20 protein-coding genes and 1 pseudogene are annotated in these 22,800 nt (G+C 70.9%); 7 read left to right on the plus strand and 14 right to left on the minus strand.

Annotation, left to right across the window (positions count from 1 at the left end; genetic code table 11):
* The first annotated feature begins 54 nt into the window (after positions 1 to 54).
* Positions 55 to 1,263, plus strand: coding sequence for an MFS transporter (locus ACWDAK_RS27320; RefSeq protein WP_427394177.1), 1,209 nt, complete (start codon positions 55 to 57; stop codon positions 1,261 to 1,263).
* A 150-nt stretch (positions 1,264 to 1,413) separates the two neighbouring features.
* Here the strand turns inward: ACWDAK_RS27320 and ACWDAK_RS27325 are convergent, their stop codons facing one another.
* A complete protein-coding gene (locus tag ACWDAK_RS27325; protein ID WP_427394176.1) occupies positions 1,414 to 2,106 on the minus strand; it encodes a response regulator transcription factor in 693 nt (230 codons plus the stop codon).
* A 137-nt stretch (positions 2,107 to 2,243) separates the two neighbouring features.
* Between ACWDAK_RS27325 and ACWDAK_RS27330 the strand changes: the two genes are divergently transcribed.
* Positions 2,244 to 2,837, plus strand: coding sequence for a TetR family transcriptional regulator (locus ACWDAK_RS27330; RefSeq protein WP_427394175.1), 594 nt, complete (start codon positions 2,244 to 2,246; stop codon positions 2,835 to 2,837).
* A gap of 37 nt (positions 2,838 to 2,874) precedes the next feature.
* On the opposite strand, the gene ACWDAK_RS27335 is transcribed toward ACWDAK_RS27330, so the two are convergent.
* Together ACWDAK_RS27335 and ACWDAK_RS27340 are read right to left on the minus strand one after the other, a co-directional pair.
* Positions 2,875 to 3,648 carry an SDR family NAD(P)-dependent oxidoreductase gene (locus ACWDAK_RS27335; RefSeq protein WP_344640529.1) on the minus strand — a complete coding sequence of 258 codons (774 nt, stop codon included), beginning with the start codon at positions 3,646 to 3,648 and terminating at the stop codon, positions 2,875 to 2,877.
* 94 nt (positions 3,649 to 3,742) lie between these two features.
* A complete protein-coding gene (locus ACWDAK_RS27340; protein ID WP_344640530.1) occupies positions 3,743 to 4,369 on the minus strand; it encodes a ScbR family autoregulator-binding transcription factor in 627 nt (208 codons plus the stop codon).
* A gap of 116 nt (positions 4,370 to 4,485) precedes the next feature.
* Between ACWDAK_RS27340 and ACWDAK_RS27345 the strand changes: the two genes are divergently transcribed.
* Complete coding sequence (locus ACWDAK_RS27345) at positions 4,486 to 5,421, plus strand: ScbA/BarX family gamma-butyrolactone biosynthesis protein (RefSeq protein WP_344640531.1); 936 nt, start codon at positions 4,486 to 4,488, stop codon at positions 5,419 to 5,421.
* A 232-nt stretch (positions 5,422 to 5,653) separates the two neighbouring features.
* Here ACWDAK_RS27345 and ACWDAK_RS27350 read toward each other — a convergent pair whose 3' ends face one another.
* From ACWDAK_RS27350 to ACWDAK_RS27365, 4 genes are all read right to left on the minus strand, one after another.
* Positions 5,654 to 6,724: a CU044_5270 family protein gene (locus tag ACWDAK_RS27350; protein ID WP_344640532.1), complete on the minus strand. Its 1,071-nt coding sequence runs from the start codon at positions 6,722 to 6,724 to the stop codon at positions 5,654 to 5,656.
* Positions 6,721 to 7,356: an RNA polymerase sigma factor gene (locus ACWDAK_RS27355; protein WP_427394174.1), complete on the minus strand. Its 636-nt coding sequence runs from the start codon at positions 7,354 to 7,356 to the stop codon at positions 6,721 to 6,723. Before ACWDAK_RS27355 ends, ACWDAK_RS27350 begins: the two co-directional genes overlap by 4 nt.
* 127 nt (positions 7,357 to 7,483) lie before the next feature.
* Positions 7,484 to 8,722 carry an alpha/beta hydrolase family protein gene (locus tag ACWDAK_RS27360; RefSeq protein ID WP_427394173.1) on the minus strand — a complete coding sequence of 413 codons (1,239 nt, stop codon included), beginning with the start codon at positions 8,720 to 8,722 and terminating at the stop codon, positions 7,484 to 7,486.
* Complete coding sequence (locus ACWDAK_RS27365) at positions 8,719 to 9,039, minus strand: carotenoid oxygenase family protein (protein ID WP_427394172.1); 321 nt, start codon at positions 9,037 to 9,039, stop codon at positions 8,719 to 8,721. The genes ACWDAK_RS27360 and ACWDAK_RS27365 overlap by 4 nt, the downstream gene beginning before the upstream one ends.
* On the opposite strand from ACWDAK_RS27365, the gene ACWDAK_RS27370 reads away from it, so the two are divergent.
* Both ACWDAK_RS27370 and ccsB read left to right on the plus strand, forming a co-directional pair.
* Positions 9,001 to 9,084: a mycothiol transferase gene (locus tag ACWDAK_RS27370; RefSeq protein ID WP_427394189.1), complete on the plus strand. Its 84-nt coding sequence runs from the start codon at positions 9,001 to 9,003 to the stop codon at positions 9,082 to 9,084. The genes ACWDAK_RS27365 and ACWDAK_RS27370 overlap by 39 nt on opposite strands.
* A gap of 444 nt (positions 9,085 to 9,528) precedes the next feature.
* A complete protein-coding gene (gene ccsB / locus ACWDAK_RS27375) occupies positions 9,529 to 10,665 on the plus strand; it encodes a c-type cytochrome biogenesis protein CcsB (RefSeq protein ID WP_344640537.1) in 1,137 nt (378 codons plus the stop codon).
* Between the two features lie 36 nt (positions 10,666 to 10,701).
* Here the strand turns inward: ccsB and ACWDAK_RS27380 are convergent.
* Both ACWDAK_RS27380 and ACWDAK_RS27385 read right to left on the minus strand, forming a co-directional pair.
* Positions 10,702 to 10,952, minus strand: a pseudogene (locus ACWDAK_RS27380) (hypothetical protein); the annotation flags it as partial.
* 109 nt (positions 10,953 to 11,061) lie between these two features.
* A complete protein-coding gene (locus ACWDAK_RS27385) occupies positions 11,062 to 11,238 on the minus strand; it encodes a hypothetical protein (protein ID WP_344640538.1) in 177 nt (58 codons plus the stop codon).
* Positions 11,239 to 11,827: 589 nt separating this feature from the next.
* Here ACWDAK_RS27385 and ACWDAK_RS27390 point away from each other — a divergent pair.
* On the plus strand, positions 11,828 to 13,804 hold the full coding sequence (locus ACWDAK_RS27390) for a hypothetical protein (RefSeq protein WP_344640539.1): 1,977 nt from the start codon (positions 11,828 to 11,830) through the stop codon (positions 13,802 to 13,804).
* A 32-nt stretch (positions 13,805 to 13,836) separates the two neighbouring features.
* Here the strand turns inward: ACWDAK_RS27390 and ACWDAK_RS27395 are convergent, their stop codons facing one another.
* The 4 genes from ACWDAK_RS27395 to ACWDAK_RS27410 form a co-directional block, all read right to left on the minus strand.
* Entirely contained in the window at positions 13,837 to 15,132 is a 1,296-nt protein-coding gene (locus tag ACWDAK_RS27395) for a glycoside hydrolase family 113 (protein WP_427394171.1), read from the minus strand.
* Between the two features lie 65 nt (positions 15,133 to 15,197).
* Positions 15,198 to 16,616, minus strand: a complete 1,419-nt coding sequence (locus tag ACWDAK_RS27400) for a glycosyltransferase family 2 protein (protein WP_344640541.1) — start codon at positions 16,614 to 16,616, stop codon at positions 15,198 to 15,200.
* Between the two features lie 97 nt (positions 16,617 to 16,713).
* The gene (locus tag ACWDAK_RS27405; RefSeq protein WP_344640542.1) at positions 16,714 to 17,445 is read right to left on the minus strand and encodes a hypothetical protein; all 732 of its coding nucleotides are present in this window, start codon (positions 17,443 to 17,445) and stop codon (positions 16,714 to 16,716) included.
* A 215-nt stretch (positions 17,446 to 17,660) separates the two neighbouring features.
* Positions 17,661 to 19,094, minus strand: coding sequence for a glycoside hydrolase family 26 protein (locus ACWDAK_RS27410; protein WP_427394170.1), 1,434 nt, complete (start codon positions 19,092 to 19,094; stop codon positions 17,661 to 17,663).
* A 628-nt stretch (positions 19,095 to 19,722) separates the two neighbouring features.
* On the opposite strand from ACWDAK_RS27410, the gene ACWDAK_RS27415 reads away from it, so the two are divergent.
* The gene (locus ACWDAK_RS27415) at positions 19,723 to 21,195 is read left to right on the plus strand and encodes a phytoene desaturase family protein (RefSeq protein ID WP_427394169.1); all 1,473 of its coding nucleotides are present in this window, start codon (positions 19,723 to 19,725) and stop codon (positions 21,193 to 21,195) included.
* A 136-nt stretch (positions 21,196 to 21,331) separates the two neighbouring features.
* On the opposite strand, the gene ACWDAK_RS27420 is transcribed toward ACWDAK_RS27415, so the two are convergent.
* Positions 21,332 to 22,735 carry an NAD(P)-binding protein gene (locus ACWDAK_RS27420; protein ID WP_427394168.1) on the minus strand — a complete coding sequence of 468 codons (1,404 nt, stop codon included), beginning with the start codon at positions 22,733 to 22,735 and terminating at the stop codon, positions 21,332 to 21,334.
* Positions 22,736 to 22,800: the final 65 nt, after the last annotated feature.

Consider the following 22,800-nt stretch of genomic DNA (forward strand, 5'->3'; position numbering starts at 1 on the left):
CTCATGTCCAACCGCTTGACATTCACACCTATGTGAGGGTTCGAGGATAACAGCATGTCAACTTCTCAGACAGAAACGCTCGTTGAGGCTCCCGCCGCACCGGAGGGCGGCAGGCTGCCCTGGTCGCCGCTGCTGGCACTCGCCACCGCCGCCTTCATGGGCATCCTGACCGAGGCGCTGCCCGCGGGCGTGCTCCCGGAGATGGCCCGCGACCTCTCGGTCAGCGAGTCCGCGGCCGGGCAGTCGCTGACCATCTACGCGATCGCCACCGGACTCTCGGCGATCCCGGTGGCCATGGCCACGGCGGCATGGCGCCGCCGCAAGCTCCTGGTGGTCGCGGTGGTGGCGTTCGCCATCGCCAACACGGTCACCGCAGTCTCGTCCGCGTACACGCTGACCATGGCCTTCCGGCTGGTCGCCGGCGTGGCCGCGGCCGTGGTGTGGGCCGAACTGGTCGGGTACGCGCGCCGCCTGGCACCACCACAGCTCCAGGGCCGGGCGATCGCGATCACCATGGCCGGCATCCCGCTCGCACTCTCCCTGGGCATCCCGATCGGCACGTTCCTCGGCAAGGTCTTCGGCTGGCGGCTGACCTTCGGCCTGGTGACCGTCGTCTCCGTCGCCCTGGTGGTCTGGATCATGGCATCCGTCCCGGACTACCCCGGCCAGCGGGCGGACAAGCGGGAGCCGATCCTGGGCGGGCTGCGCCTGCCCGGTGTGGTGGCGGTGCTGTTCGTGGTCGCCGCGTACGTCCTGGCGCACAACATCCTGTACACCTACATCGCGACCTTCCTCGACAAGTACCACATGGGCGGCTCGCGTGACCTGGTGCTGCTGATCTTCGGCATCGCCTCGATGGTGAGCATCTGGATCACCGGTGCCCTGGTCGACCGCCGACTGCGGACGCTGACCATCGCCAGCACCGCCCTGTTCATCGTGGCCGCCGTCCTACTCGGACTGCTCGCCGACAACGCCGCCGTGGTCTACCTCGCGATGGTGCTGTGGGGGCTCGGCTGGGGCGGCGTCGCGACCCTGCTGCAGACCGCGGTGACCGACGCGGGCGGCGACCGCGGCCAGGCCCTGCTGGTGACCACCTGGAACTCCTTCATGGCCGGCGGCGGCGCGGCCGGCGGCATCATCCTCGACGCCCTCGGCCCGACGTCCTTCCCCTGGTTCGTCCTGGCACTGCTGGCGCCGGTGCTCCTGGTCGTGGTCGGCGCCCGCGCGCACGCCTTCCCGGCCAAGCGTCCGGGAGCGCTCTGACCCACGGCCGGCCGGCGCCCGGAGAACGGGCGCGGCCCGGCGCCCGTACGAGGAACGGCCCCTGGTGCACAGCGGTGACCGAAACCGCTGGCCATCAGGGGCCGCGTCGCGTTCCGGCCGCGTCCCCGCCTCGCGACGGGGCGGGGCCGGTCACCCGTGGCCGATGCGGTAGCCCACCCCGCGCACCGTGATGATCCAGGTGCTGCCGAGCTTCGCCCGGAGCCCGCTCACGTGCGTGTCGATGGTCCGACTCGAGTCCGACCAGTCGGTGTCCCACACCCGGGCCATCAGCTCCTTCCGGGACAGCACGCTCTCCGGGCTCGCCGCCAGGACGTGCAGCAGCTCGAACTCCTTCGCGGTGAGGCTCACCGGCTCGCCGCGCAGGCGGACCTCCCGGGTGCGGTTGTCGATCCGCAGCGGATCGAGGACGATGGTGCGGGCCGGGTCCGACCGCGGGTAGGCCCGGCGCAGCAGGGCCCTGATCCGGGCGGTCATCTCCCGCGGGCTGCAGGAGGTGACGACGCAGTCGTCCGCGCCGGCCTGTAGCGCGAGGATCCGGTCCAGTTCGGTGTCGCGCGCGGTCACCGAGATGATCGGCTTGTCCCCGGCCTCGCGGATCTGCCGGCAGACCTCCAGGCCGTCGATGTCCGGCAGGTCCAGGTCGAGCAGGACCAGGTCCGACTGCTGGTGGGCCATCAGCGCCTCCGCGCCGGTGTCGACGCTCCGGGCGGAGTAGCCCTGCCGACGTAGGTCGCGCACCCGGGTCTCGGCCTCGGTCGCGTCATCCTCCACGACAAGGACCCGGACCGCCAACGCCCCGGCGGCTTGGTCGAGTTGAGTCATCGCTCCCCCTCGTATGCCACGTATCGTCCCACCTAAATAATAGTAACTTTTATTTTTGTCGTCAGCGGTCATGCGAGCTAACGTCGGATGGACAACAGATCACGGCGCCATCGCCGCCGACAGGGGAGGATCATGTGATGCAGGAGAGGGCCGCCCGGACGCGCCAGGACTTGATCTGCGCCGCCGCGCGGGAGTTCGACCGCAACGGGTACGCGGGATCGTCCCTGGCCGACATCACCAGGTCCGCCGGGATCTCCATGGGGGCGCTGACCTTCCACTTCCGGAGCAAGCAGGACCTCGCGGCCGAGGTTCGGGCGGAGGGCCAGGCCGCCACCCTCGCCGTGGTGGGCCGGGTGGCGGAGCGCCGGGAGGACCCGGTGCGGTCGGTGGTCTCGCTGACCGTGGCCCTCGCCGAACTGCTGGAGCAGGACGTCGCCGTGCGCGCCGCGGCCCGGCTGGCCAGGGAGCAGCCCGGGGTGGGGCCCGACTGGTCCGCCACCTGGGCGCCGGTGATCCAGGAACACCTGGGGCGCACGGGTGCGGGCCGGTCGGGCCCGGCGGCGGACCGGACCGTCCTCGCCACCCTGGCCGACTACCTGCTCCTCGGAGCAGAAGACCGGGCCCGGCGGCAGGCCGGCCGGCCGGACGCACTGGATGACCGGACCGCCGGGACGCTCGCCCGGATCTGGGAGATCGCCCTGCGTGGGCTCGCGACGGAAAGCCATTCCTGACGCTACGTCACGTCACGTTCACAACCCCCTGTTCGCGTCAGATCGCAGTGCAGCCGCCGTCGACCGGGACGGCGCCACCGGTGACGAACGAGGCCTGATCGCTGAGCAGCCAGGCCGCGGCGCGCGCCACCTCACTGGGCTCCGCGAGGCGCCGCTGGATCGCCCGGGCCGCCGCGGCCTGCTCCAGCTGCGGCAGCTGGAGCATGGCCTCCTCCAGCAGTTCGGTACGGGTCGCCCCGACCATCAGCGCGTTGATCCTGATGCCCCGCTGCCCGTACTCGGACGCGGCGGCCCGGGTCAGACCGAGGACGGCGTGCTTCGCCGCGACGTACGGGGAGACCGCCCCGGTGGCGAACAGCCCCGCGGTGCTTGAGGTGTTCACGATGGCACCGCCGGAGCCCTGCCGCAGCATCACCGGCAGCTGGTGCTTCAGGCAGTTCCACACGCCGCGGACGTTGACGTCCATGATCCGGTCGAAGACGGCGTGGTCCGTCGCGTGCAGCTCGGCCCCGATCGCGCCCCAGCCGGCGTTGTTGAACGCCGCGTCCAGCCGGCCGTAGGCCGCCACGACGGTGTCGACGGCCCGCTCGACGTCCGCCGGTGCGGTGACGTCCCCCGCCGCCACCACGGCCCGGCCGCCCTCGGCCCGTATCTCGTCGGCGAGTTTGCGCAGGTACTCCTCGCGGCGGGCCATCAGCACCACCGCCGCCCCCTCGTCGGCGAACAGCCGGGCGGCCGCCGCGCCGATCCCGCTCGAAGCTCCAGTGATCATGACCGTCTTGTCGTGCAGTAGCCCCAGGCGGCGTCTCATCGGATTCCCCTCTCGACCAGCCCAGTCACTGACGCTCCGCCATATGGGCGAAGCACGGGGATCTTTCCATCGCGCCAACGAGTTCACAATACCTTCACACCTTCACGCGAGCCTCGCCCAGCTCGATCCGCTTGGTCGCGCTCGGCGTGGCGATGCCCGGCAGCAGGCAGCGCCAGATCTCCTCGATCCGCTGCGGCAGGTCCCGGTGACCGGTTTCGATGGCGGAGTGCATCTGGGCACCGGTACAGGAGTTGACCAACACCCGGGCGAGCGCGTCGGCATCCGTCCCAGCCCGCAGCTCCCGCCGGCTCTTGGCCGTACGGAGCTCGTCGACGATGATCCGGGTCCACTGCTGGTGGGAGTTCTCCTCCGGCGGGAGGAACTGGTCCTGCTCCCACACCAGCCGCGCCCCCGCCCGCAGCATCGGATCGTCGCGGAGCTGGTACGCCCAGGTGAGGGTCACGTCCACCACGCGCTGCAGGCCCTGCGAGGGCTGCGGCGGAACCACGAGCTCCGGCTGTGCGGAGACGATCTCGCGCGCCAGGTCGTCCTTGTTCCGGAAGTGGAAGTACATGGCCCCCAGCGTCACACCCGCCCGGTCGGCGATCTTCACCACGCTGGCGCCCTGGAAGCCCAGTTCGCCGAACACCTCCGCCGCAGCCCGGATCAGCGCGGCACGCGTCCGCTCGGCCCGCTCCTGCTTGACGACCCGTTGCGCCATCGTTCACCTTCGCTCATCTATACGAAAAGAAAAAAGCTCTTTATTTTATTCACGACAGCAGGCCGGGCGCCAGCCGGGTGCCTCCGCCTGCTCACCTTCCTGGGGGGAGATTCGCCATGGCAACGAGTCCGACCATCACCCACCAAAGAACCACCGTCGATCCGCCGCCTTCCGACGTACCGTCCCTGGTCCGCAAGTCCGTCCCGGCCGAGGCCCTGGTCACCGGCTGGCGGCAGCTGCCGGACGGCGCGCAGCGGGTCACCGCGCGATGGCCGCACGCACACGCCTTCTACGCCGAGGACGGACGCTACAGCCCGCTGCTGTTCACCGAGACCGCGCGACAGGCGCTGGCCCTGCTGACCAGCGGCGTGCACCACGTCCCGCTGGGCCACCGCCTCGGGATGGAACGCATCCGGATCGCCGTGAACCCCGCGGCACTCCGGGTGGCCGACGGTCCGTCCGAGGTCGACCTGCTGGTCCGGCACTCGCTCGTGCGGCACCGGCGGCTCGGCTCCGCCCAGTTCGTCTCGCACGTCGAGGCCACCCGTGCCGGGCTGCAGCTCGGCGAGGCCGAGGTGCACTACAGCACCCACCCGCCCGCCGTGTACGACCGGCTGCGCGGCCGCTACGCGGACGCCCGGGAGGCGTTCGCCCGGGCCCTGCCGCCCGGTCCGCCCGTCCCCGCCCCCCGGGTGGGTCGCGGCAGCGAAGGGGACGTCGTCCTCACGCCGACCGACTCCGCGCACCGGTGGCGGCTGCGCCTGGACGTCGGCCACCGGGTCCTGTTCGACCACCCGCACGACCACGTTCCGGGCATGGTGCTGCTGGAGGCCGCGGCCCAGGCGGCCCAGGCCGTGGTCGACCACCCCGTGGTGGCGGTCGCGTTCGACACCACGTTCCTGCGGTACGTCGAGTTCGACCGGCCCTGCCTGGTGACGGCCGAGCCCGGCCCGTCCGCCGGTCCGGGCCGGTGCCAGGTGGAGGTCGGCGCCACCCAGGACGGCGCGCCGGTCTTCACCTTGACCGTCACCACGGCGCCCCGGGAGGTCTGACCACCCCGGCACCCGGGCCCGCACCGGGTGGCGACGCCTCGGCCGGCTACAGCAGCACGCGACCGGCCGAGGCGTCGCCACGGGTGAGGGACCCCCGAGAACGGCGGAAGGCCGCATCCGTCAGAACGGATACGGCCTTCGAGCTGCTCCTTTAAGGACCTCGGTCCGAAGTCGGAACGACAGTGGTAAACCTGCGGCTCCCGGGTCAAGTGCTCCTTGCCGCCTGGATCGTTCAGGTGGTGTGGGAGGGGGTCTGCTTCATGGCGCTGACGATCGCGCGCTGCGTGACGGCTTCGGTGCTGACGACCGTGCCGGGCTTGATCAGGCCGTGCTCGCCGGAGGCGCCCTGGACCTGGACGGTGCGCTCGCCGAGGAAGGTGAACGACTTGTTGTCGAAGATCCACTCGGTGCGCTGGCCGCTGGTCTCGTTCAGCAGGGCCACCGCGACGCCGTGACGGCCCACGGCGTCGACCGCGTCGTCGACCTTGACCACACCGGGGATCTTGGCGGCGGCCTTGTAGAGCGCGGCCGAGAGGTTCCCGGGCGGGTAGCTCTGGATGAGCAGGTCGCCGATCGTGGTGAACGCCTCCGCGTCCGGGCCGGGCCCGTGGCCCTTGGTCTCCGTGTAGATCTTCTTCAGCAGGGTGTCGGGGTCGGTGGGCAGGGTGGCCAGGTAGTTGTACGACGGCGCGTTGAGGTACGGCTCGACCTTCGAGTCCAGGGACGTGCCGTCGATGTTGCCCGGATCGATCAGCCAGCCCTTGTGGCCGTCGAGCGACTGCCACATCTGGCGGGTGTGCAGCGGAGCGCTGACCACCGAGCTCTTGCCCCCGTCCGTCCGCACGTAGGTGTTGGCGGTCTTCGCCTCGATGTAGATGAACTGGCCGGCACTCGGCTGCGGGACGGGGGCCTCCTGGGCGGCCAGGGAGATCTGGTCCAGGAGCTGGGTGACTCCGTGCGCATCGGCGGTGCCGATCCGGGTGGTCAGCGCGGGGCCGGCGGCCAAAGTGGCGCCGCCGCCCGAGCTGCCGGACAGCAGGACCCCGGTGGCGACCGCGCCCGCCAGGGCGCACGCCGCCACCGGCAGGACGATCCCGCGGCGCAGGAACCGGTTGCGCGGCTTGGCGGTGCGGGTCGGGGCGGGGCTGGAGGCGGAGTTGTCGAGGTCGTGGTGGATCCGGGCCATCAGGTGCTCCTTGTGGAACTGGTGGCGGCCCGCCGGCAGATCCCACTCCACGGCCGGCAGGAGCCCTTGGGTCTCCTGCCAGTCAGCCGGGTGCGGCTGGGAGGGGCTGGCGTTCATCGGATTCCTTCCTGTGCGGACCGGACCGCGGTCGCGCGGTCGCCATGTATCTGTCGGGAGCGGCGGGCGGGTTCCCGTCTGTCCGCCACGAGTTCCGCATCGGCGAGCTTGCGCAGCTTCGTACGGGCGCGGGAGAGCCGGGAGCGGACGGTACCGAGCGGGATGCCGAGGGCCTCGGCGGCGTCGGCGTACTCGAGGCCCTCCCACAGGCACAGGGCCAGGACCTCGCGCTCGGTGCGGCGCAGCGAGCTCATGGCGGTGAGCGCGGCGGCGATCCGGCGTCGGTCGTCCACCTGGCCGGCCACTTCCTCGGCGTGGTCCGGCACTTGGGCAATCGACGGTCCCGCCGCGGCGAGCGCCGCGGCGGCGGCGGCACGGTAACGCCGGTTGCTGCGGCAGTGGTTGCGGGCGAGATTGGTGGCGATACCCAGCAGCCAAGGCCGCAGCGAACCTCCTTCGGGGGCCACCTTGCCTCGCAGCCGCCATGCCTCCATGAACGTCGCCGACATGACGTCCTCCGCGACCGACCAGTCGGCGGTCAGGCGGAAGGCGTGGTTGTAGACGGTTCGGGCGTAGAGGTCGAACAGCTCCGCGAAGACATTCGGATCCCCGGCCCGTACCCGGGTTCGCATATCTGTGGTCACTCCTGTGGACTGTCCGGCACCCGGGAGGGAGTTCCGGTGTCGTGCGTCACATTCCCTGCCGCCGCGGCGCCGCAAGCCGGCGGCACGGCGGTGGCGGTGGCACCGCGTGATGCGTCTACGCCGGCGCGGACGCGCCCTCGCGGTGTCGGAGGGTGTCGTCGAGCCAGTTGTAGATGCGGGCGAGTGCGAGTTTCTGGGCGCCGGCTTGGCAGTGCGCGTCGGCGCCTTCGTCCGCGGTGAACTCGAGCAGGGTCTTGGGGCAGGTCAGCTCGTCGTAGAGCTGCCGGGCCTGTCCGGCGAAGAACAGGTCCCCGGCGGCCTCGCAGACCAGGGCGGGACATTCGATCCGTGCGGCGATGCCGTCGCGGAGGTGGTAGGCGAGGTAGGCGGCGCCGAACGCGCGGGGGGTCGGGGCGCCCATGACGTACATGCCGTGGTTGACCGCCCAGCGCATGACCGGGTCGGTGGCCATCATGTGGTCCAGAAGGGCGTCGAGTTGCGGATCGGCCTCTGCGCGCAGCCGTCGTTCCACCTCCGTCCGCTCACCGGGGATGCTCCTGGTGACCGCGGGGCCGAGGTCATAGACGCCGTCGAGGGCGACCACCGCGGCCAGACGGTGCTCGAACGCCGCCGCCCGAGGGGCGAGTAGGCCGCCCATGCTGTTGCCGAGCAGTGCGATGCGCTGCCCGTCGACTTCGGGCAGCTTCAGCGCGAAGTCCAGTACGGGGCCTACGACGTTCTCCCAGTCCGGGCGGAAGACGAGGCCTTCGCGGTGACGTGGTCCGGGCTGGCCCGGGCCGTCGAAGACCAACACGGTGTAACCGCGCTCGACGCCGGCCAGGGCCCCGAAGAAGTGCATCTCCTCGGCTGTACCGTCGAATCCGTTGTGCATGACCACGGTCGGTCGCGGGGTGCCGGAGGTGTCGGCGCGGTACAGGTAACCGGGCAGTGTGGTGCCCTCGTAGGGGATCCGGACCGGTTCCACGCGGGGGGTGAACAGCGCCGCCGCGGCTTGGAAGCACTCCACGCTACGGTCGTAGGCGTGGTCGTGCCGGGGGTCGCGGGGATCGCCGTGCAGGAAGAACTCCGCCGATCGGTAGTAGTTCGAGGCCCGCAGGAACCCGTCCCGGGCACTCACCGGGTGGCCTGCCGCCAAGTCCCGCGCGGCCTCGCCTGACACCCGGTCGGCCGTGGCCAACCACTCATCGTGCCAGCTGTCGTAGTCGCCTTCGACGATCCGCTGGCTGGTCGAGACCACTTCACCGAAGTCCGCGCCACCGTAGGCGATGTGGCCGAACGACCGGAGCGCCTCGTACCAGAACTCGGCGTCACCGGGGAACAGCAACCGCCTCAAAACACACTCTCCTTGAGGACGAAGGTAGCCGGGCCGTTCAGTTCCGGTCGAGGGCGGTGTCGGGGATCCAGGAGCCGTGGATGCCGGCGGTGACACGGCGGGGCAGTTGGACGGCGGCGATCCGGTAGGTCGGAGGCGTCGAGGACGAGGAGCTGGGAGGAGTCCTGCTTGAGGTCGGAGGTCACGGTGAGGAGGTAGCCGTCGTCCTCGCGGCTCGCTCCGGCGGCGGGGACGAAGACGGCTTCGCTGGGCAGCCGTGCGTCGCCGACCTGGTGGATGTGGCGGGTGCCGAGGAGTACGCGCGGCACAGCGGCCACGCCGACCTCCTCCGCGAGCAAGTCGACGGAACCACCGAACCGTGACAGGACCGGTCACGCGTCGTGGCGACGCAGGGCAAGCCACCGGCTTCGGCCCGTGGAGCGGCTTCCGGTGTGGCTTCCCCAGTTGCCTGGTGGACCTCCGTACTCGATCGCCAATGCGCGGGTACCGCCTTCGACGCCGCCCCGGGCCGTTGGAGGTCCTCAAGGAGGCTGAGACGCTTCAGAAGATGCTGCGCCAAAGCCCCTTCCGGCCCCCGGGGCATTGCCGCCGGGTGGCATTGGAGCCGGACGTGGCGCACGCGCCGACCCAGCCTCACCGGATTACCGGACTGGCCGTCAGGACGCTTACCGGGCAGCGATTATCGCTCATCCGGCGAGCCCGAGAGGCCGGTAGCCGTCGACTCGGCCCCGCAGCCGTTGCGGTGATCCGCCCGCCGTACAGTGGGTGGGTCCGCCTCATCGAAACTGACTCCGAAGGAGTTCTTGGTGAAGCTCGCCTCGGCCATTGATCCTCAACTGGCTGGTACGTCCATCAAACTCATCATCGCGGCCACAGCGGTCTACCTCCTCGCGATGTTCGCCCACCTCTTCGAGTGGACGTTCGGCAGCAGGGGGACCGTCGCGCGGCGCTCGGCCGAGCAGACGAGTCTGGCCGAGACGGTGGCGGCGGCCGCTCCGCGTCGGGTGGCCAAGAAGGCCGTGGTCACCGTGGCATCGGGGGACGGCGGTTCCACGACGGTCACGCGTACCGTGCTGGCGGGCGAGGGCGCGGGCGTCGTGACCTCGTCTCGGGGCGGGGTCGAGCAGGTCGACGGGCCGGGGGCGGCCGGTGACAGCCCGCGGGCGGACCTGGCGGGCCGGATCGCGGTCTCGCTGACCACCCTCGGCGTGCTGCTGCACATCGGGGGCGTGGCGACCCGTGGGCTGTCGGTGATGCGCTGGCCCTGGGGCAACATGTACGAGTTCTCCTGCGCCTTCGCGCTCGCCACCGTACTCGTCTACCTGGGCCTGCTGGCGGCCAAGGTGCGGGTGCGCTGGCTGGGACTGCCCGTCACCCTCGGCGTCGTGCTCACCCTCGGCGTCGCGGTGACCGTGCTCTACACCGCGGCGGAGCAGCTCGTCCCGGCCCTCCACTCCTACTGGCTGGGAATCCACGTCACCGCCGCCACGCTCTGCGTGGGCGCCTTCTACACCGCCACCACCGCGACCCTGCTCTACCTCGGCAAGGACACCTACGAGAAGCGCTGCTCCCTGGGCGAGACGACCGGCCCCTTCGGCACCCCGGCCTCCGTCTGGGACCGGCTTCCCGCGGCGGCCACGCTGGACCGGTTCTCCTACCGCATGACCGCGATGGTCTTCCCGCTCTACACGTTCACCGTCATCGCCGGCGCCATCTGGGCCGAAGCCGCATGGGGCAAGTACTGGGAGTGGGACCCCAAGGAGACCTGGTCGTTCGTGACCTGGGTCGCCTACGCCGCCTACCTGCACGCCCGGTCGACCGCGGGCTGGCGCGGGCGAAAGGCCGCCTATGTGGGCGTGGTCGCCTTCGCCTGCATGCTCTTCAACTACTACGGAATCAACATCTTCGTCACCGGAAAGCACTCGTACGCGGGCATCGGCTGACAGTGGTGCTGTTCGCGGTGACGCAAACGCCCCGCTCTCCTGGAAGTAGTGCCGGTCGCTGACGACCCCGCGCCGTCCTCGAAGATGCCTTCGATCATCACCACGTTACGGCCCTGGAACAGGTCGAGGGTGGCTGCCGCCAGCATGTCGAGGACCTCCGGCGGGTGCGAGTCGACGGTCTCCACCGACAGCAGCATGCCGGTGGACATGTCGATGACCCCCGCCGCGACGCAGTCCGGAACCTCGACGCGCAAGGCCTTCACCAGACTCGCGGCCCTCTCGCTCATGCTCTGGGCCGCTCGAACTTCTGACCCGCTGAATTGTGCTCCTTCTCCGTGTTGTCCTGGAAGTGGACCGATGTCGACCCCGTAGTCAGTAACTCAGTTACTGATGAGGTCAGTTGACCTCGCCTTTACTGCTTTCCGCGGTGAGCAGGATGCTGGTCCGCGCCGCGGACTCCTGCGCCTCGGCATGCAGCCGCTGCACATCCATGCCGGCGTCGCCCAGCACTCCGATCAGTGCCCTCTCACCGACCGCCCGGGCGACCAGGTAGCCGTCGGTGAACTGCGACACCGTGTGGTGGAGCCTCGGAGTGTCGCCATGCCCACCTCACGGACACCTCCCATCCTGTGGCGCAGCCGTCGCCCCCCCCCGGGGGACGCTCTCTCGATCCTGCGGCGATCGCGCGGGAAAGGTCATCCGACTGCCTGTCAGCGGCCGCAATGGCCGCGGTGCTGGCCGCACCCCAGCGCCCGACGCTCGACGCCCGACGCCAGCTCGTCACCGCGCCCACGACACAGGCATGGTGACGCCGCATCGGCGACCCGGCGCGCCGTCCGCGGCAGTCGGGAGGGTCCTGGCGTGACGGCTTGTCAGCTGCTGTCAGGACGGAAGCGCGTCGCGGAGGGCCGGGTATCCGTTTGGTATAAAGGTTGGCTTGTTGGTGGGCGAACGCGACGAGCCCGCCAACGGTCCGCGCTGTCTGAGGAAGCTGGGTTTGCGCGGGGGGACCGGCGGAGCAACCAGGGGCGAACGGCGGGCATCGATGGCTGAGTTCAGAACGGTCAGGCCAGGTTCAACGGAAGCGGAGTTGGAGGGGGCGGCGGCAGCGGTGCCGCGGGCGCGGTCCGGTGGCGGAGGCCGGACCGCTGTCCTCCAGGGTGTGCCCGCCAGCGCTGCGGGTGCCGGGGGCGAGTCGGCCGATGCCCTCGACGGCGCTTCGGCCGCCGCGGCCGAACCGGCGGCGAACACCCCGGTGGCCGCGCCCCGAACTCCGTCCGTACTCGGTCTGCAAGGCCTTGCCGTGCTGGGGGTGCTGGCCGAGGCGGGCGGGATGCCGGGCGCGAGGTCCGTCCCCGCCGTCGATGCGGTCATCGTCGCGGCCGGGTTCCTGGTCACGTTCTCGGTGCTGCGGGAGCAGTTGGCGTCCGGGCGTCCGGGCCTGCTGTCGCGCTGGCAGCGCCTGCTGAAGCAGCAGACCCCCGTACTGCTGCTGTGCCTCGGGGCGGCACTGGCCGCGGTCGGACTCGTCGGCGGGCTGCCGATCGCCAAGGTGTTCCGCACGTTGGTGCCGGCGGTCTTTCTGCAGTGCGCGGACTGGGCCCAGTTCCATGCCGACGGGATCCTGCCGAAGTCGGCCTACGACGGCTCGTGGGTTCCGGAGCCCTTCGGGGCGGTCTGGCCGCTCAGTGTCGTCGGTCAGATCGCGCTGGTCTGGCCACTGCTGCTGACCGTCCTGCTGTTCCTGCTGCGCGGATCGCTGCGGGTGCTCGGCGCGCTTCTCCTCTCGGCGGCCGCAGCCCTGGTCGCCCTGCCGTTCGCGCTGCCCGCGGCGGCCTGGCGGGGGCTCGCCTCGCACGAGGTGTTCTTCGCCGGCGCCGAGCGGATGCTCGACCTCGCGCTGGGCTCAGTCGCCGCGTGCTGCGCGGTGATCGTGATCCAACGTCGTGGTGCGGGCGGTGCCGTGGCCGGCGCGGGCGGTGCCCGCTCGGCCATCGGCTGGACGCTTGCCGGGGCCGTGCTCTCGGTCGGGCTGGCAGCGGTCGGCGTCAGATCGGGTACCGGCGCCGAGTCAAGGCTGGCGCACCTGGTCCCGGCGCCGACCGCCGCGCTGCTGGTCGAGGGTGCCACCGCGCTGCTGCTCGCCCTGCTCGCCCTGGTGATGGCACTCGGCCGCGGCCCGCTGTGCGGGCTGCTCGGCCGCCCCCTGCTGGTCGAGTTCGGCCGGATCGGGTACGCGGTGCTGCTCGTCGGGCCGCTGCTGTTCTGGCTGCTGCGCCGCGGCTGGCCGCAGATCACCTGGTACGGAGTGCTGCTCGCGGGCCTCGGCCTCAGCTGGCTCGTGGCGATCTGCGTGCACTATCCGACCCGGCGGGCCGCCGTCAGGCCCTGGAGCGCGGCGCGGGCCCTGCCGCTGGTTCTCGCCGGATGCCTCGCGGTGGCCGGCGGCTCGTACTGGCTGCCCACCCGGGCCGCTCAGCTGCTCCGTCCGAACGGCCGCGCACTGGTCCTCGGCCTGGGGGACGGGTTGGCCGGTGACTTCGCCACCGCGCTCAACCGGCCCGGCGGGTCGTTGAACGGCGCGAGCGGGGTCGTCGGGCCCCTGGCCGGCTGCGGGGTACTGGCAGGCTCGGACGGCCACCCCGGCTGCGACGGCTGGCGGCAGCAGTGGCGGGCGGGCCTCGCCGCCAGCGAGCCCGACGCCGTGCTGCTGCACCTCGGAAGGGACGCGGAGGACCGCACGGTGGCAGGCCGGAAGCAGACCGCGTGCGACCCGGCCTACCGTCAGCTGTACCTCGCGCGGCTCGCCGACGCCCTTCAGGTGATCGAGTCGGTGGTGCCGAAGGCCACCGTGTTCGTGATGAACGAGCGGCTCGACAACAGCGCGACCGACCCGATCGGCGCCGCCTGCTACAACCAGCGGGTCAAGGAGTTCGCCGACACCCATCGGGGCAAGGTCAGACTGGTCGACCTCAACGCCGAGCTCTGCCCGGTTGATGCCTGCCGCCAGGGCACCCCCCGGGGCCGCCGGTTCTACGCGACCGTGGACGGCACCCGGCTGACGACTGACGGCCAGGCCCTGATCGCGCCGTGGCTTGAGCAACAGCTCCGCCTGACGGCCCCGGCCGCCACCCGGTAGGCAGAACCGCCAGCCGGGTGGCCGAGGGCCGGTCAGCGCTTCGGCGGCCTGACGGGGCGGTTGCTGCCGGATCCGGTCTCATGGCCGGCGCCGGAGCTCGCGTCCTGACTGTCGACGGGCAGCTGGTACGACTGCGAGAAGCATGACTTGACGGCCTGTTCGGTCAGGGAGCGTCCTGCGAAGTCCAGTCGGGAGTGGTCGTCGGCCGGTGGTATCGACGGGTTGGTGTGGAAGTTGACGGACCACCAGTAGACGCCACCGAGCCTGCGCTGCCGGACGACCTGGCACACGGCGGTGTACCAGGTCGCCTGCACCTGCGGGTTGACCCGCCCGTACCGGTAGAAGTCGCCGGGGCTCCGATAGGCGCCGTTCTCCGCGCCGATGCCGGCCTCCGAGAGCAGGGTGGCGGAGAAGTCGCCGGAGTGCTTGCGGTCGAGCCACTGGTTCCAGGCGGCCGTGATCTGCTCCACACCCGCGCTGTCCGGTGCGTCGACCGGGAAGTAGGCGTCCACCTGGACCTGGTCCACCGGCACGTCGACGTCGTGCGCCACGTAGTTGTCCCAGTTGGTGTCGTACACCAGCTCGCCGGGGAAGCGCTTGCGCAGGTCGGAGACCAGCGCGGACCAGTGCGGATCGCCCTCCAGCGAGACGAGTTCGGTGCCGGCCACCATGGTGGTGACTGACGAGCTCCTGGCGACGTCCGTGTACTGGGCCAGCAGACTGCCGTACGAGGCGAACCACTGATCCCGGTCCGCGGGGGCGAGCGCGCCCCGCCACTGGGGAAGCAGGCTGCGCTCGTCGATGATCGGTCGCAGGGTGATCCGCAGGCCGGCCTTGTGGAAGGTGTCCAGCGCCGGCTTGAGCCTGGCCGGGGAGGGAGTCTTCTTGCCCGTGTGCAGGCTGTTCGAGTCGATGCCGTCGATGTAGACGGGGAAGGAGAGCGCGACGGAATTGGCGCCCAGACCCACCAGGTAGTCGGCGATGCGCTGGGCCTTCCCGCGAATCTCGGATTCACCGTCGGACGGCATGTCCTCCCAGTACACCTGGGCACCCCACTGCGGCATCCCGGGCTCCCACGGGTGGGCCACGGTCGGCACTTCGGCCGACGGCGCGGCGGTCACCGGGTCCGCGGCATTGATCACCGGGTCGGCGAACTCCTTGACGGGGCTCGACACCGGGGAGGGTGTGGCAGCCGTCGAGAGCCTCGGCACGGCCGAGCCGGACGCCCAGTGCAGCGGTTGGCTTCCCATGGCGAGCGGTACGGCGGCGACGGCGGTCACCACGGTGACCGGGAGGACAGCGAGCCAGGGGCGACGGGATCGGGTCATGGCGTCGGGTTCCTGTGAGGTCTGAGTAGGTCGGGTCGCTGGCGCCGCACGGGGCCCGCAGCGGATCAGGCGGGCTTCGCGATCACCACGAACTTGTTCTCCTCGCCCCGGACGAACTTCAGGAAGCCGCGGAACCCGCCTATGCCTTCTAGCACCGAGAAGACCGGTATGAGCACGACCACGGCGATCGGCTCCCACCAGCGGCGCCGGCCGCCCGCCGAGACCAGCCCGTTCAGCCGGAGGCCCTCCCAGTACATCCAGATGACGTACCCGAAGTTCAGCGCCCAGAGCAGCACCACGGACTGCGCGACCGGCGAGGTGTTCAGCGAGCCGCTCAGCCAGGCGAAGGCGAGCACCATGGCGATGTGCTGAAGCGGGCCGATGATCCAGGTGGAGACGCACAGGGCCAGGAACCAGCGGTGCCGCAGCGGGATGCTCCGGTTGAAGCACAGCGCCACGAGCCCCCACGACCAGCGCTCCCGCTGCTTGACGAAGTCCCGGACGCCCGCCGGCGAAGCCCCGTAGCAGCGGCCGTTGAACCAGTCGCTGCGGCCCGGATAGCGGCGGCAGAACGTGAGCGCGAGTTGGGCGTCCTCGACGATGGCCTTCGGGCCGAAGTCCCAGCCGATGGTCGCCTCGACGGAGGCCCGGAGCAGGAGCAGCTCGCCGTGCACGCCGGCGATGGGCGTGCCGGTGCCGGTGAGCGCCCGGAACCGAGCGATGTCGTCGGCCGGCCGGACCGCGTCGGCCAGCCAGGTGAAGCGGTTGACGGCGAGTTCGCGCGGGTAGGTGAGAATGCCCTGCGCCATGTGCTTGGCCTCGTCGGGGCTGGATCGGCGCTGGCGGTTGATGAACTGCGCGAGCGTCTCGGCGGTGTCCGGCCCGACGCCCGTGTCGTCGTCCATGTGCAGGACCCACACCTCGTCCCGGGCCTCACCCTCGGCGATCCGCAACTCGTGCGCGTAGTGGTTGGCCCGGGCCTTGAACCGGGTGCCGTTCGGCGGCCGGTAGGCCTTCGGCACCGTGACGATCCTGATCCGCGGATCCGCGGCGCCGAGGGTGTCGATCCGGTCGGCGGCCTCGCAACCCTCCTCGGTGAGGACGTCGACTCGGAGCTGGGAGAAGTACACCGGGAGATGGGCGACGTACGACTGGACGGATCGCTCCAGGGCCGGGTAGGTGTCATGCCGGCCGATGGTCGGCACCAGCACGATCAGGAGATCGTCGGACACCTCCGCGGCGGGGGTCATCTCGTGGCTGCGCCGGATCCGGCGCCGGATCAGCAGCGCGCCCTGGAGGCCCACCAGGACGCCCACGGCCGGGACCGACCACATGACGGTGAGGATCCAGCCCAGTGGAGTGTGGTTCGGCCGATAGGTCCACAGGCCGAACCCGAGGAGGGCCAGGAACGGCAGGGCGAACGGCGTCAGGCCGGGGCGCCACTGGGAGATCCGGTGAGCCAGCTTGTCGGTTGCCCTGGTCATGCGGGTAGCACTGCCTTCCTCCGAACGGTCCGAGGCGGTCCGACCAGTGGCCGGACCGCCTCGGGTCCCTGCTCCTGCGGCTGTGGCCGTCGGCCTGTCAGCCCTGCTGCTGCGGTTCCCCCGGCGTGGGCTGGGCTGGTGCCGCCATGCCCGGATGCGCCGGGGCCTGTTGTCCGAACCCCTCGGACGCGGCCGGCCCGGCGACCGGCTGCGACTGCCCGAGGGGCTGCTGCACCGGCGGCTGCTGGTACGGGTTCATCGGCCCTGGCGCGACGAAGGGCTGCCCCATCTGCTGCTGCGGGAACGGACCGGGCCCGTAGGCGGCCTGTTGGGCGGCCAGAGCCTGCTGGGCCTGAACGGCAGCGGCCGTCCAGGCGTTGACCGGCGGTTGCCAGGGCACGTGGGCGCCGACCCGGCGGGTCAGCATCAGGACCAGCCCGACACTGACGATGACACCGAGGACGAAGGTGGCCAGCAGCAGTTCGCCCTGGGTGCTGCTGGTGAACCAACCGCGCTGAGCGTGGTCGAACAGCGCCCCGGTGAGGCTGCGCAGCCGGTTGTACCCCTCGACCAGGGCGACACCGCAGACGAGACCGCGCGCCCAGTGGCTCCCGCGCAGGATGAAGAACGCGCCGACTCCGTAGAAGACGGCGTAACTGAGGCTGGACGTCTCGGCCTGACCGGTCTTGTCGGTCGAGCCGTAGTACACGATTCCGAGAAGGAAGTTGACGATGCCCACATCGGCAAAGCAGTTCCAGAGCGCCCGCACCAGCAGTAGGGCGGCCCATCCGAGCGCAACATGGGCCGCGACCCGGTAAAGCTTGGGCACCTCGGCAGAGTCGTGCGACCCGATGCCGGAATTGTCCCGATTTCCCCCGATGATCGCACTCACCTCTAGGAGTTCGCGTCAATATGCTTATGGTCAGATGAGGCCAAGTAGCATCATTACAAAGTGACGTGACGGTTCGCCACCTCCCGAATCCCCCGGTGTGCGATTGTGACGAAGTCGTTCGCCCGGTGCCCGGTGGCCGGAACGCCGGACCGTCACTGCCGGTGCAGTTTCCGCCAGTCGAAGGTCGAGCCCTGCGCCCTGCCGCCACCCGTGATGGCGAGTGGCGCGCGGAAGCTCGCCGTCAGGTCGTCCTGACTGTTGCGCCGACTCGGTTCGGTGGCGTTGTCCGCCGTGATCGCCTGCCCCCAGACCGACCAGACCACCCACGGCGTCCGGCTGAGGGTGTCGTTCTGGGCCTGGTTGACCGGGACGTAGAACGACTCGGCCAGCATGCGCGGTTTCCGGTAGGAGGCCAGGCCGTCGTACCACTGGGACGTCCAGGCGGACCGCCCGGACGTCCGGGGTGTGGTGCTGTAGTCGTCCACGCCGACCATGTCCACGTACTGGCTTCCCGGGTAGTAGGCCGCCGGATCGCCGCCCTTGGTGCCGTCCCAGGCCGAAGGCGACCACACGAAGATCAGATTGTGCAGTCCGCGGGTGCCGACCAGGTAGTTGTACATGATCTGCCAGAGCGCCTTGAACTTCGCCGGCGGCTGGTCGGCCCACCAGAAGCCGTTGGCGCAACTCGTGGCGTTCATCTCGTGGTACGGCCGCAGCAGGACCGGAACGCCGTGGTCGGCCAGGTAGGCCAGGTGGTCCGCCAGGTAGGAGAGATCACCGAGCAGCGCCTGGTACTCCGGCGTGTCGTCGCGCCAGTCGATGACCCGGTCGAACCAGCCCGGGTCGTGCGCGGCCGGCGAGCCGGAGCACTGGACCTCGGAGAAGGACTTCAGCTTGCTGCCCGGGTAGGGCTCGTGGAAGGACATCCCGACGATTCCCGCCGGGCCGCCCCCGTTCTCCGGCAGCGTCGTGGTCGAGCCGTCGCAGTTGTGCTCGGTGCCACCGGTGTAGTAGCTGCCGTCGGCGGGCCGGGGGAGCCCGGACCAGACGCCCTGCAGCAGGTCCACCACATCGTCGGTGTACTGCCAACCCGGTCGACACGTCGGCCACTTGCCGGTCGAGTAGCTGCGCGGGTCGCCCGCCGCCCACCCCGGCTCCTCGTACCCAGGGCCCAGATCGGCTTCCACGAAGCCTGCCAGGCGGCCGGTGAGTTCCTCGGTCTTCCGGTAGTAGTAGCCAGGTTGCTTGAGTCCCGGCTGGTCGCCGTACTCGGGGTTGAGCCGCTCGTTGTGCACTTCCACGTGCTGGCCGAGGACGGTGCCCCCGGCGGCACCGCCGCGGGCCGCGTTCTCCAGCCCGGCGAGGGCCTGATAGACCGCTTGCGCGTTCGGTGCGGCCTTGGGGTCGCGATCCGTGAGGGTGGTACTGACCAACTCGGGCGCGGTCGAATGCACCGGTGCCGGTGCCGGCGCCTGGTCGTCGAACGGGGCGCCGGCGATGAGCAGGCCGGCCACCACGCCGATGGTGGCAGTGAAGGCGGCGATCCGGATGCGCGCGTCGTGGCGCTTCCAGAACGGGGGTTCCAAGTCCGGATGGAAGACGGCCCCGTCTTGCCGGTCGCCGAACCCTCTGCCCCCCAGCATCCCACCGCACCCCTTCTGGTCGTTCGAGACGAACAATGTCGGGAAGATTACTGAAATCTCTTCAGGTCCCGGCCCCCGCGAACTGATATGGGGTCAGACTACTGCCGTCCAGGGGGACGGGCCGGGAGCCGGTCGGATCGGACATGCGGGAGACCTGAACCCGCAGTGCTCCAAAACTGCTTCACCTCCGTGACCTCCGGCAGTGTGCTCGACGTCGGCGTCGGGCATGGAGAAGCGATGTTTTCGCACGCGATTGCTCCGGCGACCTCGAGTGGCGCCGGGCGCGCGTTGCGCGCCGATCAGCCGAGCTCCCAGAGCGTCGGCGAAGCGGCACGGCTCGGTGCCGTCCGGGAAGCGTGAAAGACGGCGTCAGCCGCGCGCAGGGTCAGGCCAGAGCGGAGGTAAGGGCGGGGCGGAGGCGGCGGCGGAGGCGGTCAGCGGACTCGGGGCGGAGACAGCGGGAGCCGTCCGCCCCGGGCCTGATCACGGCGCGCCCGCCGGCTGACCGCGTCCCGCCCCAGGCCTCGGGCACCATGGGCCTCGCCCAGCACCAAGCAAGGAGCTTCGACCAATGAGCACAGCAGTCGTCGTGGGCAGCGGCCCCAACGGGCTGGGCGCCGCCATCCGGCTGGCCCAGGCCGGGCTCTCGGTCACCGTGCTGGAGGCCGCGGACCGCCCAGGGGGCGGTACGCACACCTCCGAGTTGACGCTGCCCGGCCTGCTCCACGACGACTGCGCCGCCATCCACCCCACCGGCGTCGCCTCCCCGCTTCTGTCCTCGCTCGGCCTGGAGCGTCACGGCCTGCGCTGGCTGTGGCCCGAGGTGGACCTCGCCCATCCGCTGGACGACGGCCGCGCCGGGGTCCTCTCCCGCGACATGGCGAGGACCGAGGCGTCGCTCGGCAGCGGGGACGGGGCGGCCTGGCGCCGGCTGTTCGCACCACTCGTCGCCGACTTCGCCAAGATCGCCGATGAGGTGCTCCGCCCAGTGCTTCATCTGCCCCGGCACCCCGCGGCATTGGCGAGGTTCGGGGTCGCCGCCCTGCCGCCCGCGACCTGGATGACCCGCTACTGGCGGGAAGAGCCAGCGCGAGCGCTGTACCTGGGTAGCGCGGCGCACGTGTTCGGGCGGCTGGACACCCCGCTGAGCGGCTCGGTCGGCCTACTGCTCACCACAGCCGGACACGCCGTCGGCTGGCCGGTTGCCGAGGGCGGCAGCTACGCGATCACCGACGCGATGATCCGATGCCTGGAAAGCCTCGGCGGCAGCGTCCGCACCGGCGTCGAGGTCGCCGGACTCGACCAGCTGCCCGGGTTGTTGGGCCACACCCCGGACTTCGTCATGCTCGACACGAGCCCGCGGGCGGCCGCGCGCATCGTCGGCGACCGCCTGCCTGCGCGGGTCCGCAGGTCGCTGAACCGCTACCGCCACGGACCGGCCGCCTACAAGGTCGACTTCGCGATCGACGGAGACGTGCCCTGGACCAATGAGGAGTGCCGCCGGGCCGGCACCCTGCACCTGGGCGGCAGCGCGGCCGAAATCGCCGCGGCCGAGGCCGCCACCGCGCGCGGCGTGATGCCGAAACGGCCATTCGTTCTGGTCGGCCAGCAGTACCTGGCCGACCCCTCCCGCTCCGTCCGACGCGCCAACCCCCTGTACGCGTACGCCCACGTCCCGCACGGGCACGCCGGGAGCGCGCTCGAGGCGGTCACCGCCCAGATCGAGCGCTTCGCCCCGGGGTTCCGCCGACGCATCCTGGCGGTGCACGCCCGTTCCGTGCCGCGGCTGGCCGCCGGCAATCAGAACTACGTGGGCGGCGACATCGCTGGCGGCTCCAACCACGCCCGCCAGCTCGTCTTCCGGCCCCGCGCCAGCCTTGACCCGTACAGCCTGGGCGTCCCCGGCGTGTACCTGTGCTCGGCGTCGACCCCTCCGGGCGCGGGCGTCCACGGCATGTGCGGCTTGCGGGCAGCCGAGTCGGCCCTGTCCCGCCTGGGCGCGGGCAGGGCGATCGTCCAGGCCTGGAGGGGTCACCGGGGCTGAGTTTCACCGCGGCGCCGACGTGCCTTCGCCCGTCAGCCGCCCCCATCCGCACATCGCACGCCGGACGATCTACCGCGACAGACAACCGTCCGTCAGCAGAGCCGCCCCCGAAGGGGCGGTGTCGGCACATGCCCGGTCAGTTCACCGCCGCGACGACATCCGCCTGCTGCAGAAACTGCTCCAACTTCAGCTTCAGGGCCTGGAACATGGGCAGGAGCGCGGTCCGCTGCTCCGGGGAGAGCTCGGGGAGCCGCCGACCCAGGAGCCTGCAGGTGCCGAGCCATTCGAGGAGTGCCGGGTCGGCGGTCCATCGCACGACCCGCTCCTGGATGTCACCGAAGAACTGTATCCAGTCCAGAGCGGAGTCGGGGTGCTGCGAGGGCTCGCACAGCGCGTTCCTGGTGTCGTCGTCGGCGTAACCCGCCTCGACGTGGGCGATGAGTGCGGCGCTGAACACCTGCTGGCAGGGAACCACCGCCTGCAGCGTGATGTGCGTCTGGTCGAACACCGGCACCGTCGGCCGTCGCTCCAGGCCGTCGGCGGTGCAGTCGATGTAGAGGGTTCCGGCCCGCGCGGGAATGGTGGCCTGGTCGAGTTCGATCGCGTTCTCGTCGATGCGCTTGACCCTGCCGTGGCGGACGACGTCGCCGATGCGGCGCAGCTGCTCGAGCTCGGCGCGGGCGACCGTCGCGCAACGGTACGCGGTCGGTGTGACGTCGGGCGACAGCCGCAGCAGCAGGCCGCGCTCCTCCAGCCGTGCGAACAGCTCCTGGACCGTGTCAGCGCCGGCCACGGCCTCGCGACGGGCCGCTTCCGTTTCGAGGTAGGAGTCCCCGGGCTGGGTGTGGGCGCGGTCGATCATCCAGGAATCGCGGGGCGTGATCCAGGTGATGTCGGCGGGATCGGTGCCGCGGCTGAGCAGCCACAGGCAGGCGTCGATGCCCGTCTTCCCCGCCCCGACGACGGTGTAGTGGGACGGCTGGTCCTGCAGGGCGGGCAGCTGGTTGGGGGTGATCAGGCGGACGCCGGGGGCGACCTCGTACTTGGGCGGCACCATGGCCGGCACCGTGACGTTCATGTAGGTGGCGTCCACGGTCCGCCGTTTGACGGTCACCTCGAAGGCGGCTCCGCTGACGGTGGAGTGGAAGCGCTGGACGTCGGGCCGCTGCGGATCCGGGCCGTCGTAGAACGACTTGGGGAAGTAGGAGACCCGGCCGGTCGGCAGGAGTGTCCTGCGCATCACCTGGTCGAAGTAGGCCAGGATCTCGCTGGCCGAGGCCAGCTCGTTCAGTCCGGCGTTCCAGCCGTGCTGGTCCACCGTGCCGCTGCCCAGCTCGCGGGAGTTGACGCCGTAGAAGGCCGACGGCTGGTGCAGGCGTACGAAGGGGTAGGCGACCGTCCAGTGACCGCCGGGCTGGTCATAGCGGTCGACGATGGCCACCGTCGCGTCGGTTTCGGCGATGAGGGTGTCGGCGAAGGCCATGCCCATGGCCCCGGCTCCGACGATCAGGTAGTCGACCTCAAGAGCTGTCGGCTCCAACGAATGTCGTCCTTCCGTGATTGCATTTCGAAGGTCGGGAGCCGGCTCGAAGGTCGGGAGCCGGC

Source organism: Kitasatospora sp. NPDC001175 (assembly GCF_053598215.1).